The sequence below is a fragment of the Mariniblastus fucicola genome (assembly GCF_008087665.1).
Lineage (GTDB): Bacteria > Planctomycetota > Planctomycetia > Pirellulales > Pirellulaceae > Mariniblastus > Mariniblastus fucicola.
In genome coordinates this window covers 2,985,698-2,998,280 of sequence record NZ_CP042912.1, presented here as the reverse complement: position 1 = coordinate 2,998,280, position 12,583 = coordinate 2,985,698, and the positions used below count along the sequence as shown (strand labels likewise).

Annotated in this window: 14 protein-coding genes and 1 tRNA gene; 7 read left to right on the top strand and 8 right to left on the bottom strand. The window is 52.5% G+C overall.

Going from position 1 to position 12,583, the window contains the following annotated elements; all coding sequences use genetic code 11:
- Positions 1-3: 3 nt before the first annotated feature.
- The 3 genes from MFFC18_RS11045 to MFFC18_RS25285 all read right to left on the bottom strand — a co-directional run bounded on the left by MFFC18_RS11045 (position 4) and on the right by MFFC18_RS25285 (position 2,609).
- Positions 4-387, bottom strand: coding sequence for a hypothetical protein (locus MFFC18_RS11045; RefSeq protein ID WP_075086489.1), 384 nt, complete (start codon positions 385-387; stop codon positions 4-6).
- A 164-nt stretch (positions 388-551) separates the two neighbouring features.
- Entirely contained in the window at positions 552-1,298 is a 747-nt protein-coding gene (locus MFFC18_RS11040; RefSeq protein ID WP_075086557.1) for a Crp/Fnr family transcriptional regulator, read from the bottom strand.
- A 192-nt stretch (positions 1,299-1,490) separates the two neighbouring features.
- A complete protein-coding gene (locus MFFC18_RS25285; protein WP_202907597.1) occupies positions 1,491-2,609 on the bottom strand; it encodes a TOTE conflict system archaeo-eukaryotic primase domain-containing protein in 1,119 nt (372 codons plus the stop codon).
- 179 nt (positions 2,610-2,788) lie between these two features.
- Between MFFC18_RS25285 and MFFC18_RS11030 the strand changes: the two genes are divergently transcribed.
- Both MFFC18_RS11030 and MFFC18_RS11025 read left to right on the top strand, forming a co-directional pair.
- On the top strand, positions 2,789-3,661 hold the full coding sequence (locus tag MFFC18_RS11030) for a glycosyltransferase (protein WP_075086490.1): 873 nt from the start codon (positions 2,789-2,791) through the stop codon (positions 3,659-3,661).
- A 166-nt stretch (positions 3,662-3,827) separates the two neighbouring features.
- A complete protein-coding gene (locus tag MFFC18_RS11025; protein WP_075086559.1) occupies positions 3,828-5,207 on the top strand; it encodes an NAD(P)/FAD-dependent oxidoreductase in 1,380 nt (459 codons plus the stop codon).
- 199 nt (positions 5,208-5,406) lie between these two features.
- Here MFFC18_RS11025 and MFFC18_RS11020 read toward each other — a convergent pair whose 3' ends face one another.
- Positions 5,407-5,625, bottom strand: coding sequence for a hypothetical protein (locus MFFC18_RS11020; protein ID WP_075086491.1), 219 nt, complete (start codon positions 5,623-5,625; stop codon positions 5,407-5,409).
- A gap of 159 nt (positions 5,626-5,784) precedes the next feature.
- Positions 5,785-6,945, bottom strand: a complete 1,161-nt coding sequence (locus MFFC18_RS11015) for a hypothetical protein (protein WP_075086492.1) — start codon at positions 6,943-6,945, stop codon at positions 5,785-5,787.
- 148 nt (positions 6,946-7,093) lie between these two features.
- Between MFFC18_RS11015 and MFFC18_RS11010 the strand changes: the two genes are divergently transcribed.
- The 4 genes from MFFC18_RS11010 to MFFC18_RS10995 all read left to right on the top strand — a co-directional run bounded on the left by MFFC18_RS11010 (position 7,094) and on the right by MFFC18_RS10995 (position 8,924).
- Positions 7,094-7,173 (top strand) — tRNA-Ser (locus MFFC18_RS11010).
- 40 nt (positions 7,174-7,213) lie between these two features.
- Positions 7,214-7,618, top strand: coding sequence for a hypothetical protein (locus MFFC18_RS11005; protein ID WP_075086493.1), 405 nt, complete (start codon positions 7,214-7,216; stop codon positions 7,616-7,618).
- A 254-nt stretch (positions 7,619-7,872) separates the two neighbouring features.
- Positions 7,873-8,379 carry a CBS domain-containing protein gene (locus MFFC18_RS11000; RefSeq protein WP_075086495.1) on the top strand — a complete coding sequence of 169 codons (507 nt, stop codon included), beginning with the start codon at positions 7,873-7,875 and terminating at the stop codon, positions 8,377-8,379.
- A gap of 140 nt (positions 8,380-8,519) precedes the next feature.
- Positions 8,520-8,924, top strand: a complete 405-nt coding sequence (locus MFFC18_RS10995) for a VOC family protein (RefSeq protein ID WP_075086496.1) — start codon at positions 8,520-8,522, stop codon at positions 8,922-8,924.
- Between the two features lie 12 nt (positions 8,925-8,936).
- Here the strand turns inward: MFFC18_RS10995 and MFFC18_RS10990 are convergent, their stop codons facing one another.
- Both MFFC18_RS10990 and MFFC18_RS10985 read right to left on the bottom strand, forming a co-directional pair.
- A complete protein-coding gene (locus tag MFFC18_RS10990; protein ID WP_075086497.1) occupies positions 8,937-9,713 on the bottom strand; it encodes an acetolactate decarboxylase in 777 nt (258 codons plus the stop codon).
- Positions 9,714-10,161: 448 nt separating this feature from the next.
- Complete coding sequence (locus MFFC18_RS10985; protein ID WP_075086498.1) at positions 10,162-10,575, bottom strand: hypothetical protein; 414 nt, start codon at positions 10,573-10,575, stop codon at positions 10,162-10,164.
- Between the two features lie 340 nt (positions 10,576-10,915).
- On the opposite strand from MFFC18_RS10985, the gene MFFC18_RS10980 reads away from it, so the two are divergent.
- A complete protein-coding gene (locus tag MFFC18_RS10980; protein WP_075086499.1) occupies positions 10,916-11,257 on the top strand; it encodes a hypothetical protein in 342 nt (113 codons plus the stop codon).
- Positions 11,258-11,905: 648 nt separating this feature from the next.
- Here MFFC18_RS10980 and MFFC18_RS25470 read toward each other — a convergent pair.
- Entirely contained in the window at positions 11,906-12,484 is a 579-nt protein-coding gene (locus tag MFFC18_RS25470) for a DUF542 domain-containing protein (RefSeq protein WP_238381352.1), read from the bottom strand.
- Between the last annotated feature and the right edge of the window lie 99 nt (positions 12,485-12,583).

The following is a 12,583-nucleotide window of genomic DNA, read 5'->3' as shown; positions in this document are numbered from 1 at the left end:
GAACTAGGCCGTGTGCGTCATCGAATGGTGAATTCCTCTGCAGTGCTTGCAATCAGCGAGGTGCACGGCGATCGAATTCGTCAAATTCTCATTGGTCAACGACTGGGCAACGTACTCTGGCATCAAACGAATCACCTCGGCACAGGAAATGCCGCCCGGATAATTCCGATTGCCTCGAACCGCCCGACGTTTGTCGTTGGAAGCAAACAGGCTCCAACCAGCGAATGCTGCGCCGGCCAGACAGACTGAACCTGTAACAGTGGCTTTCAAAAACCGGCGACGTTGCTCAACAGCCCGCAAAGCGCGTACCGATTCTGCAGCGGACTGGATGGCTCCGTCCTCGCAGGGCAGCCAATGGCTTTCTTGATTTGAAGATTTGGAATTCATGTGTAAACATTTTGGAAGTGGTGGGCAATCAGCCTGCGACAGAATCATCGTTCCTGCCGCAGCTATATATTGCTCTAATTCGACTCAAAGGCAAAAGCTGATTCGCGAAAAAGCATCAGTATGGTGGGATAGGTAACGAATTGTAGCTCAGATCGTTAACCAACTCACGCCATGACTTTCATCGGCGGCAGCGATGGATCGGACAGTTTCAATTTGGGTGGTTGCTCGTTCACCTCGGCGGCCAGCCGATCGATGGACAACAGGACGATTCGGCGGCGGGCAATGGTCAGCATGCCTTCTGACTGCAACTGTCCCAGAACGACCGTCACGGTCTCGCGAGTGCTGCCAATAATGCTGGCCATTTCCTGATGCGAAAGCCGAATCTGAAGTTCGACTCCAACCGAAGAGCGATGGCCGTACTTTTCCGTCAGCTCCAACAGAAGATGAATCACCCGATCGCGGTTGGAACGAAACAGCAGATTTCTCAAACGCCGTTCAATACGTTGACGCCGTAATCCGATCAGCTTCGTCACGCCAAGCACGATCGAAGGATACTTTTGAACGATCGCTAGAAGCTCGTTTTTCGGGATGGCGACCACAATCGATTTTTCTGCGGCTTCGGCTTGGCCTTCGCGTCCGGAACTGCTGTCCAGCAGTGCGAGTTCGCCAAAGATCTCGCCAGGATCAATGAATCCCAGAATTGACTGTTTGCCTTCGGGAGTCGCGTGGCAAATTTTGACTCGGCCCGAAGCAACCAGCAAAATGTCGTCTGAAGAATCGTCGGGCAAGTAGACAGTTTCGCCCCGCTTCAGTTTTCGCATTTTTGATTTGGATTCCAACCAGGCGACATCGTCCGGGGATACCTGCGAAAACAAATCGCAATTCTTGATGTACCAGTAACTATCTGCCATCTCTTCCTCAAGCCAGTTGAAGGGTGTTTCCTCAAGCGTCACACCACTTCGCAATGTTAACCTTGGTGAGGACTGGGCCACAGTATTGTTAACGGATTGCGTGCGGAACGGTTCAGCTCTGTGATTGAACACACAAAGGTCACTCGCAAGGTCGCCAATTCGCAACAATGAGTCAGTTTTCGCAGATTCTGCCTATTTCCTGAATGCTTTCACATCCGCAATCGTTTGCTCCCAATCCCCCGAAAAAGGGACCGCCCGATCGTCGATGTACAAATGAGCCGGTGGTTTGTGTTCACAGACTTCATCGACCGCGATATTGTGTTTGGCCAACCAGTTCGCGATCGCGGTGCGACCTTCTTCGGTGTTGCACCTCGCTGAATGAACGACGATTCGATAGTCCTGCCTGAGCCTTGCAATCGCAATGTCGACTTTATGGATCGGCGGATCGGCAACGATACCTGCTCCTTGCCACCCGGATTGGTAGGAGTGAATGACTCCGTCGAAGTCCAGGCACAGAGTCAGCCGTTTGGTTGTGATGCCATGCTGTGACAGCAGATCCTGCGTCGCGGGCTGAGTCGCCAACATGCGATCGATAGCGTCATGACCTTCAAGCCACTCGACGTCCACAAACGGTTCGTCGTTGAAGACGCGCGTAAAATGTTTTCGCGTGTGGTGCCTTCCTGGTAAACGCAACCAACTGCCGAAATGGTTTGAGCCATGCGTGCCAGGAAAAAGATCAGGCGGCTCATCCAGCCCCAGGGTCTCGTAGTCAGAGACCAACTCTTTGACGAATCGTCTGACCGTTTCCGTTTTCATTGGACCGCTAAAGAACTGTAACAGGTGATAGCCGCCGTCGCCGTTGGAGTCCATCAACAGCGGATCGAAGCCCAAGGATTGCAGACGCTTGAACCAGGTCGTCGCCGCGAGATAGTTGGCCTCGCGCGAACCGGTGTGATCGTCTGGCGTGTGGTAGTCGATGTCGATCGCGAACCAGCGACTGGTGCCGTTGGCGGCCTGAGAGTGCACACCTAGAATCCCGGCCCCGTCTCTGGCTTTAAAATGCTTGATTAGCGAAGCCACCTGGAGCGAGATCTTGCCTCGTTCGCGACTGAACGGCGCCGTGATCGCTTTGTTCTTCGGAGTCCCCGAAGGAGACTCGCCTCGATACTTCTCAGCGAGGTATCTGCCCCAAATGTCCCGCCTGTTTACCCAGTGCTGCATCACCCACGCACCGAGCTCGGTAGAACGCTCTTTCCACTGCCCGGCAAGTTGATCGAAATGCGTGTCATTCATCGTAAAAAAGCGGCCCATATGAAGATCGGCACAATCGTCACAAACCGCATTTTTGGGTTAACGATTGCGATCGCATTGTCCAATCTTTTCGGCTAAGTCACTAACACTGTGATGGCCCTCGATTATCATGGGGCCAGCCAAAAGTGGAATCTGCGCACCACCATTGTACCGCAGCCTCGATTCGACAGAAAATCACCATGGAATCTACAACTCTCGCCCCACAAATAAAAGTCGCCGCTCCGCAGGAAGACGACCAGCTGTTCGCTCACGACCCGAACGTGGTTACTCGTATCGCGGACATGAACCTGCATTACGCGCCGGTCGATACCGGCATGACCTATGTCGTCCTTCCGGCATACAACGAAGCAGACGGACTGCCGATGCTGTTGCAGCGAATTCGACGTGTGTTCTCTGACAACCGCAAACCGTATCACGTGATCGTTGTCGATGATGCGAGTTCCGATGACACGCCTGAGATCGCGATCGAATATTCTGAGGCGATGCCGGTGTCGCTGGTTCAGCATATCAAGAATCAGAACTTGCCGGGCGCACTTCGCAGCGGTCTCACTGCGGCCGTCGGGTTGGCGAAAGAAGGCGACGTCATCGTGACGATGGACGGCGACGACACGCATCCGCCGGCATTCATTAATCCGCTGCTGCAGAAAGTCGAAGAGGGCTACGATGTGGTCACCGCATCGCGTTACCAAAATGGCTCACGAGTCGTTGGAGTTCCAGGCTATCGCGTGTTGATGACTCATGGTGCAAAACTTCTGTTCCAACTGATCATGCCGATCTCTGGCGTTCGTGACTACACCTGCGGCTATCGCGCGTATCGATTCAACGTACTCAAGGAAACAATGGATCACTATGGCGACGAGTTCGTCAGTGAGAAAGGATTTTCGTGTATGGCCGACGTGCTGTTGAAGATGCGAAAATTCAAATACGTATTTGGTGAAGTTCCGTTCCTGTTGCGTTACGACCAGAAACAGGGCTTGAGCAAAATGAACGTGGGCCGGACCGTCAGCTTGACCTTGAAGCTTCTGCTGAAGCGACGATTTGGCGGATATTAACAGCTGCCCAAAAGTTGAATCGACTGTTTCGACCGTTGCCGCATGAGGCTTGCGCGAGCCTGCGTTGCGAACGTACGGCATCGCGCGATTACACTCCAATTTGAAAGCCAAGCAGCATTGGCTGCGGTTTTCAACTCAAACTTCCACGCACACCTTCGACCTCACCATGAACGCTCAAACTCTTTCAACTCCGAACTCAACACCAGCCCCAGCCTCCGATGGCAAGAAATGGGCGATTGTCGGCGGCGGAATGCTGGGCCTGACGTTGGCGATGCGGATGGCGAAACAAGGCCACGATGTGACGCTGATCGAAGCCGCTCCGGTACTCGGCGGATTGGCGTCGGTCTGGAACCTCGGCGACATCGTTTGGGATCGTCACTATCACGTGACGCTGCTGTCGGATTCGCGGTTGCGAAATTTGATCGCGGAGATCGGCCTGGAAGACAAAATGAAATGGGTCGAAACCAAAACCGGGTTCTACACCGGCGGAAAGTTTTACTCGATGTCGGACACGAAAGAGTTTCTCTCGTTTCCGCCGCTGAACCTGATCGAGAAACTGCGGCTCGGCGGAACCATTTTCTACGCATCGAAGATCAAGAACTGGAAGCGTCTTGAGAGAATCACGGTTGAGAAATGGCTGCGCCGCTGGTCGGGCAACAGTGTCTTTGAAAAAATCTGGGAACCCCTGCTAAAATGCAAACTCGGTGAAGCCTACAAAAAGACGGCCGCTTCATTCATCTGGGCTCACACCAGCCGCATGTACAAAGCCCGCCGCACGGGGCTGAAGAAAGAAATGTTTGGCTACGTCGAAGGCGGCTACCGGACGATCATTGAGCGAATGGAAGAACAACTTCAGCAGCTTGGCGTGAAGATCAAAGCCGGTTGCCCGACTTCGAAAGTCGAAAAGGGCACCGACGGGCAATTCACGATTGAGTTTGCCAACGACGAACCCGATGCGAAATTTGATCGCGTAATCATGACGACTCCGAACGCAATTCTTGATCGCGTCTGTGTTGATCTGAGCGTTGAAGAAAAGCAAAAATTTAGCAACGTCAGCTATCTTGGAATCGTGTGTGCATCGTTGCTGCTGAAAAAGCCGCTCTCGGTTTACTACGTGACCAACCTGACCGACGACTGGGTTCCGATGACCGCTGTGATCGAGATGACTACGATCGTGGATCCGCAGGAGTTGGGCGGCAATTCAGTCGTTTACTTGCCGAAGTACGTTCCGGCCGAACACGAGATGTTCGAAAAGTCTGACGAGGAAGTGAAAGAAAGCTTCCTGTCGGCACTGGAGCGAATGTATCCGGAGTTCACGCGTGACGATGTCCTGGCATTTGAGATCTCTCGAGTCCGTAACGTGATGGCGATCCCGACGCTGCGTTACAGCGAGAGTTTGCCCGAGATGAAGTCTTCGGTCGACGGACTGTACATTGTGAACTCGTCGTACATTCTCAAGGGCAACCTGAACGTGAACGAGTCGATCACGATCGCAGAAGACGCGATGGAAACCGTGCTGAAGTCCGAGTTGCAAACAACCGTCTAACGACTGAACACCTACGGACGAACGCTTTGGCTCGTTCAGCACCCCTGCACACGCCAACCGTCCACGGCGAGATTGGCCGCAGCCCGTGATTGCATCCGCCCAGCCCGTCGTCAGACCGTTGCCCTTGCACACGGCGCACAAAACAAGCCCCTGCCACTCGCGCAACAAAGGCTCGCTTGCTCTTTAGCCTGTTCCGCAACTAGATCACGCCGCCATGCGTGTTATACGGGTACATGTGATTCGGCTGGTCCAACAACCAGAATCGGTGCCATTCCTCGCGAAGCTGTCGCAATTCTTCTGACGTGTACATCAATTGTCGGGCTCGAACTGCTGGATCGGCGTCGTACGCTGCAAGGAAGCAACCTGTGCTATTGCTGAGTGAAACTGCCAACAGCGCCGCAAAAAGTAATCGACGCATGTCCTATCCTCCGTGATGTATTTGAAAAGTTCGACCCAGTGACTGGCAAGCCATCAAGCTTTGCCTGTCCATTTCTTCGGCACCAGCGGCAGCGAAAGTTTAATCGGCACACACTAAATATTCGATAAAGTTTCACAGCGAGGTAAATGCTGGCAATTCCTAACGCCAAATCGTCTCGTTGCGAGCCGTCGGAGCCGCCTTTTCCTGTGCCTGAGCGTCCGGGCGATAGCGTCGCCCGACTTTCATCTGTTTCGCGTACCAGCCTTCATTGAGCGAAGCCAAACGGCCATCGTCCGCGACGTCGGATGCTGCACTGGCGGTTGTCGCGCGAGGCAATTGGCTGTGCTGATTGAGCTTGGAGCCAAAGTCTGAACGCGGGCCAACGTTTGCACTTGCCAGCATGGTTTGGTTCGAAGGAACGGCTTTCTCGATGCTCCCGTCAGCAACCCAACGCTCCCACTTCACCTGTAAGTCTGAAAGGCTGTCATATCCGTAGAACTGTTTCGTCGCCCGGTTCCAGGCGTTCAACTCTCGGCCCGGCTGCTCCATGTCCATTCCGGCTCGAACGTAGTCCAGGAAATGCCTCCGGCCTTTTTCCATGATCAGAAATTTGGCCACGCTATAACCCTGAGCGTAAAGCGGCAGAATATCCTGCGGGTAATCTCGCATCGTAAACATGCGGTTAAACGGAATGCCGCGAGAAGGCTGCGACGTCAAGAAATGAATCAGCATCCCGTGGTTTTTCTTCTTTTCAGCCACGTGCTCGACCGTTGTGCAAGCACCTTCGTCTGCCCAGCGTGGCAGGGGTCGGCGGAAATGGGTCGCGAAGATCGTGTGAGTGACTTCGTGAGGCAATACCGAATCCAAAAGCCGTTCAGGAGTGCCGAAAATCTTCATATCCCAGCCAGTCGGCTCGCCACGTTGCTGGCCGTTGTACATGAACGCAAAACTGGTTTCGCCACCCGCGTGAGCCGCCAGCTTCACCTGAATCGGGCATTTTTCCGACCAGGTTGGCAGGGCTTCGCCAATCCACTGGATCGCGAGCTCTTTGCGAAACCGTTCGGCTTCGTTACCAACTTGCCGGGCGAAGGCAGGGTCTGGAGCGACCACGGTAAAGTTCTCGGTGGCAAAACGGTACTGTTGCTGAGCCAATCCTGAAGCGGCCAAAACCGCAGTGAAAAACACTGCGGCACAAATACGAAAGCAATATCGCGACATCGTTTCCATCCATGGAGATTCGAAGTCCGCATCTTTGCGGGTAAACCGATACGCATCCCAGCCGATTTGGTTCGGCCCTGCGATTTTCCGCGACAGTAACATAACCCGGCACGCTGGCCCTACCCCATTCTCGATCTGATTCGGCGCTCGATTGTTGTCTCAGGCCTGTATCAATTGCCTTTTCTGATTTATGATTGCGTACAGGCGAACCGTTTTCGGAAATCGCCCTCCTGCTTTTGACAGCAGTACTGGAGGATAAGCGAATGGCTAGCAGGCTGATTCGAAATCAGTTGCCCTCACGGGTTGCGGGTTCGACCCCCGTGTCCTCCGCTGTTTTCTATTTACCGCAGAAATCGACGCTGAAAGTGCTTTGGCCACGGTCAGCGGACGAGGCCACGAATCCCTTGTCTCGATCGATTCCGCAAAGGAATCGTCACCTCGCCCACGACAACAAAGCGGGGTTGCTGCGGAAAATTCAGCATCCAATTTGCTTCAGCCTGGATCTAGCCCCGACGACCCCCATGCAAACGATTCCGGCTGGAATCACGAGCAGCAACGCGACGTCGAAATCACCAGCGGCCAAACCGAGGCCACTTCGCTGCTACCGAAAGTCAACATCGCCATTAACGACCAGCCTGCCGCAGTCGCCGAGTTCTGCGCAGGACCGATCGCTCAGTTGCCGGAGTTTCTGTCGCCGATGGCGCGCCACTTGCTGCTCAAACAGCTAACGGAGCTTGGAATGGGACGAGGATCGTCGACCTCGCCGAAGCCATGAATATCTGCAATCTCACGACGAGCACGATCAAATTCAATATCGTCTTCGCCGCGAAATACAATATGTTTGGAATGACTGCCGCTGCTATGGGCTGGCTTCATCAAGTCGCTGCAGCAGTGTTGATACTGGTTGACAGTCTAGCCGTGACGATTCGATCGACGCGAATTATTGACTCGAAAACTGACAAAGTAGCACGGCGGCCACTCCCGTGAACGGGTATTCGCTCACCGCAATCAAACCAAAGGAATCATGCAATGAAAACGAAAACGAAAATCCCAAGCGCTGGCGACTTGATGAATGCGCATGTCCACACAGTTTCGCCAGAACTGGCTTTAAGCGAACTGATCGAATTCTTGTTGAAACATGAAATCTCGTCGGCTCCAGTCGTTGAAACTCGCGACGGCAAGAACATTCTGATTGGATTCATCTCCGAACAGGATGCCCTCAAGCAACTGACTGATGAGATGTTTTATCAACTGCCCGAGCCCGAACAAATGGTCAGGGCCTGTATGAAACGTCATCCCGTTTCAATTACGCCTGACGTCGACATCTTTTCGACCGCTTCATTGTTCGTCAGTCACGGCTATCGTCACGTTCCCGTCGTCGACGAAAAGAATCAACTGCTTGGAATCGTCAGTCGCCGCGACGTGCTAAAGTCAATGAAACCTTTTCAAGCGGCAGCAGAGAAAGCGCATGACATGGAGTTCTTCCCGCCCAATCTAACGGAGATCATCAACCATCGTTTTATTGTGTCGAATTAGAGAACTTTCAAAACGGTGTTGAAATCTGCTGGGGGGAAATCACGGTGCTCTATTTTGAAAGATGTCGTTGACACCCATTCGACCGCTTAGGCCACGGAACCACTGGCTCAACCAATTTGCAGCTTACTTGGAGAGATTCCATGAGCGAACGACCGACAATAACCGGAATGCGACACGTCTCGCTGAACTTTAGCAATTTCGACGCGACGCTGACTTTCTATACCGAGGTGCTCGGCATGCAGGTTGAATGGCAACCGGACGCCGACAATGTATTTCTTACTTCCGGCGATGACAATTTCGCGTTACAACGAAGAACTGACGTCGAAAACGATGAGTCAGAAACACGACTCGACCACATTGGATTTTTCGTTTCGAACGCTGCAGAGGTCGATCGCTGGCACGACTTCATGAAACAGGCAGACATTGCTATTGAACGAAAGCCCAAAACGCATCGCGACGGATCAAGAAGTTTCTTTGTTCGCGATCCAGACGGAACCTTGATTCAAATGCTCTATCATCCTCCGCGAGTAAGTCAGCTTGGCTGAGGTTGAAGGCGACTAATTGGCGATTCGTAACGTTGCTCCTTTTAAGATTCCACCCTTTTCAACATGACCAACTTGCTTCTGGTTCGAATCGTCTTCATAGACAAAATGACGATGTGTTTCCGTCGCAGGCTGTGTCAGTTTTCCGACTGCATCCCGTGCATAAATGCCTACCAGCGTTCCGGATATTTTCGGCATGGCTTGCTCGAACGGTTTCACTTCAGCCGGCAGCACCTGTTGTTGCATCCGAGCATGAACAGGGCACGCCCCGTTAATTACGTGCAGGTGCAGGTCGCTGAAATCCCCTTCCACTGTAAACAGGAATGGCTTGTCAGTACTCACACCTGACGCCTCCGCCGATTCTGCCAGAAACTTGTCAAATTCTTCGGCCGCGACATCCTGTTCTACCGCGATATCGTGCCATTGGTTGACATAACTGCCAGCCAGCATGGTTGCTTGCAGTTGATCAGCATCTTCGACAACAGATTTCAATTGACCTTGATCATCTACAATCGAGACGGTCAATTCGCCATCAACAATAGCGGCTTCACCCTTTAATCCTTCCAGTGCGGCCACGGCATAACAGTGCGGCTGTTTAACCAGTTCTGCAAACCGGACTCGACCCTGGTCCTGCTGATCACCGATCGCTTCGCGCATCGAACCATATTGAATGATGTCGGGATTGTGTGAAGACTCGGTTTGCTGATCGCTTTCGGTCGTGGATGGCCCACAACCAGAAAGTCCCAATATCGAAATCAAGAACAGGCCTGGAATCATCTTGAATTTGTACATGGTGCTCACTTTTGACAAAGTTAAATTTTAGGTTTCAATACCGGCCGCCAATTTATATGCTTTCATGAATCATCGACCGGTTGAATGAATGAACAGAGCAAGTGCCGGCCCAAACCTATGACTTGAGGCAACAGGCCAATGCACCGCAACAGTCTTTGTTCGCAAGCATTTTGCGAACTGAGTGAATATTGTTTTCTGAATTGTCATTCTGCTTACACCTCCTGCGTGAACGACAGGCAAACAGGTTGCCGCTGTGCGGATGGGAGGCGCGCCACTACCGTAACCGCCCAGACAAAGTGCACGTCTTAAAGGCCATAATTCGAACGGCCGCTTTTCCAATTGCGTGGATCCATCCACTCCCTTGTCGAGATTGATCCAAGCTCGCCAGTTCTTATCGTCCACACCCGGGAAGTTCAGGCGAAAATGGCTACACTGACTAAATACCGAACTACATCGCGGCTTCAAGCGAATGTTTGAGAGCCGTCACGTGAGCCATTGCGACGTGATGGTGCTTCTTGATTCGCTCGTGGGCTTTGCGTTGGCTTTCGAACTTTTTCGACTCTTCGGCGTGGCCACCAAGCAACGCGTCATCCAGGTCTGAGTCCGCGTGATCTCGAAGGCTCGCGGCGAGGTTTTGCTCATGGAATTCCAAACCGCCCTCAATCGCTTCCACCGTATCCGCATGATCGTTGAGTGCTTTTTGATGCAGCCGAATCAATTCGGCAATCTGTTCGATTTGTTCAAGCGCTGATTCGTGCTCCGATCTCCATTCCTGAATGTCGAACTTCCACATTGAAATATCGCTTTGCCAGTGTCGATGGTCAGCATGCAGTTCGGCAGGGGATTCAACTTTTTGAGTCATTTTTCTTCTCGCTGTTTGTTTTCGAAGTAAGCAATAGACGGCCGCCAATGATGGCGTTGCGAAAGCTCAAACTGCAATAGCCGTGCCAATAGCAAAGGTGAACTCCAGCGATGATTGTTCCAGCGATCATTGCTGCGCTGGAAGCTCAACCACGACTCGTGCAAACTGAAAGTGTGCCAGAACGACGCAAGACACACTTTGTTAGTGCGTTACCGCTCGACCGTCTCGCCTGTCAGCCAAGGGAGCGGATTGCCAAATCGGAACTCGCTTAGTATCTGCATCAAGTGAGTCACATCAGCTGCCTCAACATCAGTCGAATGCGGCTGTCCCATGGGAACCCATGACGACCTTGATCTGGATTTTCGTTTCTGGCATCGAGACGAGCTATATCGCGTTGGTTGGAAGCATGACGCTGATTCTTAGCGACGCGTCGCTGAAAAAACTCGTACTGCCGTTGATTGCTTTTGCAGCTGGATCGCTGATCGGTGGACCGTTCTTTCACATGATTCGGGCCGCCGTTGACGAGATGTTGCAGCTCAGTCTTCGATCAATGTCAACGCGAGAATCGATTCCCAAACTGTGCTTGGAATTGACTGCCATTTGCGAATCAGGTTCACGAAGTCAGTGTTATTGGATGACAGAATCGTGCAGCACTGCCTCCGGCTTACTTCCTGAATGCTAAGGGGCAATTTTGGCTTTCTCTAAACCGCCACCGGACCGTTGGCTGCAATTTTCGCAACTCGGGTTCGATCCTGGCCGTAATTCATGTCCTCGAACCGGGGGAGAAGCTGGCTCCCATGTTTCAAAAACCGTGTACGCGGTTGTCGTCGAGTCAGCTGGAGTCGCGAGCCGAACGAAGAATTGCTTCTTGCGTTCGTGCGTAAAGGCCACACGCCGGCCAACTCCTGTAAAGCTGCGTCAGTCGGCAACGAGGATTGGCAAGTTCTGTCACCCGCACACTCGCAGGATGCTTTCGACGAATCATCCCTTTCGCCTAAGTCGTTGCATGCAAACGGTTGTGGATTTCAGTACAGGGCTTCCCCCTGACTCCGCTCTTTTCGATTTCCTGCAGAAATGAATATTGAAAAAGCCTGTTGCCACGGTCAGCAGAACGCATGACCAATGCAACGACGCAATGCCTCGCATCCGTGGGCTTCTCGCCCCGGTTTCTAAGCGAGGCTCTGCTTTGTTACCCCAGTCAATTTTTGCACTTTCTGAGTTCACGGGGCATCAACAATTCAGTCGACTACACGGAGATTTGGGAAAGGGCAGGCAATTTGTTTTTAGAACTTGCGAGCAGTTCGCGCCTGTGTCCCGAGGAGAGACGAAGTCAACTTTTACGCAACGTCCTGATCGAATCGCTGGCTTGTTGTAGGACATCGGTTGGGTCAAGCCCCTGCTTTAAACACGCTGTCTCCAGTGACTTGCCACCACAGCAATAGTCGATGCCCATCTTTTGAAACAAAGCTAACAATATCGGGTACTCGATTAACCAATCGGGCACGCTGGTTGCCAAGTCACAGTTGATGCTGGCGTCCAAATTACAACATTCGGGAAACGGTTCCCAAAGCTCGATTCGATGACCTTCAGGGTCGTGGAAATAGAGCACATTGCTGTTCCACCTCGGCTTGATCCCGGCAGTTTGGATTTCTCGCGAATCAAGCTGGCGTTTGATTTGCGGCAGATTCTCGACTTGCCAACTGAGCGTAACGCCTTGTCCTTGCACGTGTTCGATTGTCGCTCTGGCAGCGTTGGCAATACTGAGAAACGACGAATCAGCAATCTTGAATTCAACAAACCAGTCGTTCTCGAAACTTGCCGGCAATCCAATCGCTTCTCGATAAAACAGAACGGTTTCCAACCAACGCTCGCAGTAAAGGATCGTATTTGTGCGACGGGCTTCCAACACTTGTCTGTCTCCTTGAATTTACACATCGGCGTTCGCCCCGGTTTTGAAACACGGTATATTTACGTTACACCATCACCACAGCACGTGGCAACAAGATGT

What these genes read in the sequence shown, in the direction of transcription:
- MFFC18_RS11045 (WP_075086489.1), bottom strand. Translation starts at nt 387, where the DNA reads ATGAATTCCAAATCTTCAAATCAAGAAAGCCATTGGCTGCCCTGCGAG.
- MFFC18_RS11040 (WP_075086557.1), bottom strand. Translation starts at nt 1,298, where the DNA reads ATGGCAGATAGTTACTGGTACATCAAGAATTGCGATTTGTTTTCGCAG.
- MFFC18_RS25285 (WP_202907597.1), bottom strand. Translation starts at nt 2,609, where the DNA reads ATGGGCCGCTTTTTTACGATGAATGACACGCATTTCGATCAACTTGCC.
- MFFC18_RS11030 (WP_075086490.1), top strand. Translation starts at nt 2,789, where the DNA reads ATGGAATCTACAACTCTCGCCCCACAAATAAAAGTCGCCGCTCCGCAG.
- MFFC18_RS11025 (WP_075086559.1), top strand. Translation starts at nt 3,828, where the DNA reads ATGAACGCTCAAACTCTTTCAACTCCGAACTCAACACCAGCCCCAGCC.
- MFFC18_RS11020 (WP_075086491.1), bottom strand. Translation starts at nt 5,625, where the DNA reads ATGCGTCGATTACTTTTTGCGGCGCTGTTGGCAGTTTCACTCAGCAAT.
- MFFC18_RS11015 (WP_075086492.1), bottom strand. Translation starts at nt 6,945, where the DNA reads ATGTTACTGTCGCGGAAAATCGCAGGGCCGAACCAAATCGGCTGGGAT.
- MFFC18_RS11000 (WP_075086495.1), top strand. Translation starts at nt 7,873, where the DNA reads ATGAAAACGAAAACGAAAATCCCAAGCGCTGGCGACTTGATGAATGCG.
- MFFC18_RS10995 (WP_075086496.1), top strand. Translation starts at nt 8,520, where the DNA reads ATGAGCGAACGACCGACAATAACCGGAATGCGACACGTCTCGCTGAAC.
- MFFC18_RS10990 (WP_075086497.1), bottom strand. Translation starts at nt 9,713, where the DNA reads ATGTACAAATTCAAGATGATTCCAGGCCTGTTCTTGATTTCGATATTG.
- MFFC18_RS10985 (WP_075086498.1), bottom strand. Translation starts at nt 10,575, where the DNA reads ATGACTCAAAAAGTTGAATCCCCTGCCGAACTGCATGCTGACCATCGA.
- MFFC18_RS10980 (WP_075086499.1), top strand. Translation starts at nt 10,916, where the DNA reads ATGACGACCTTGATCTGGATTTTCGTTTCTGGCATCGAGACGAGCTAT.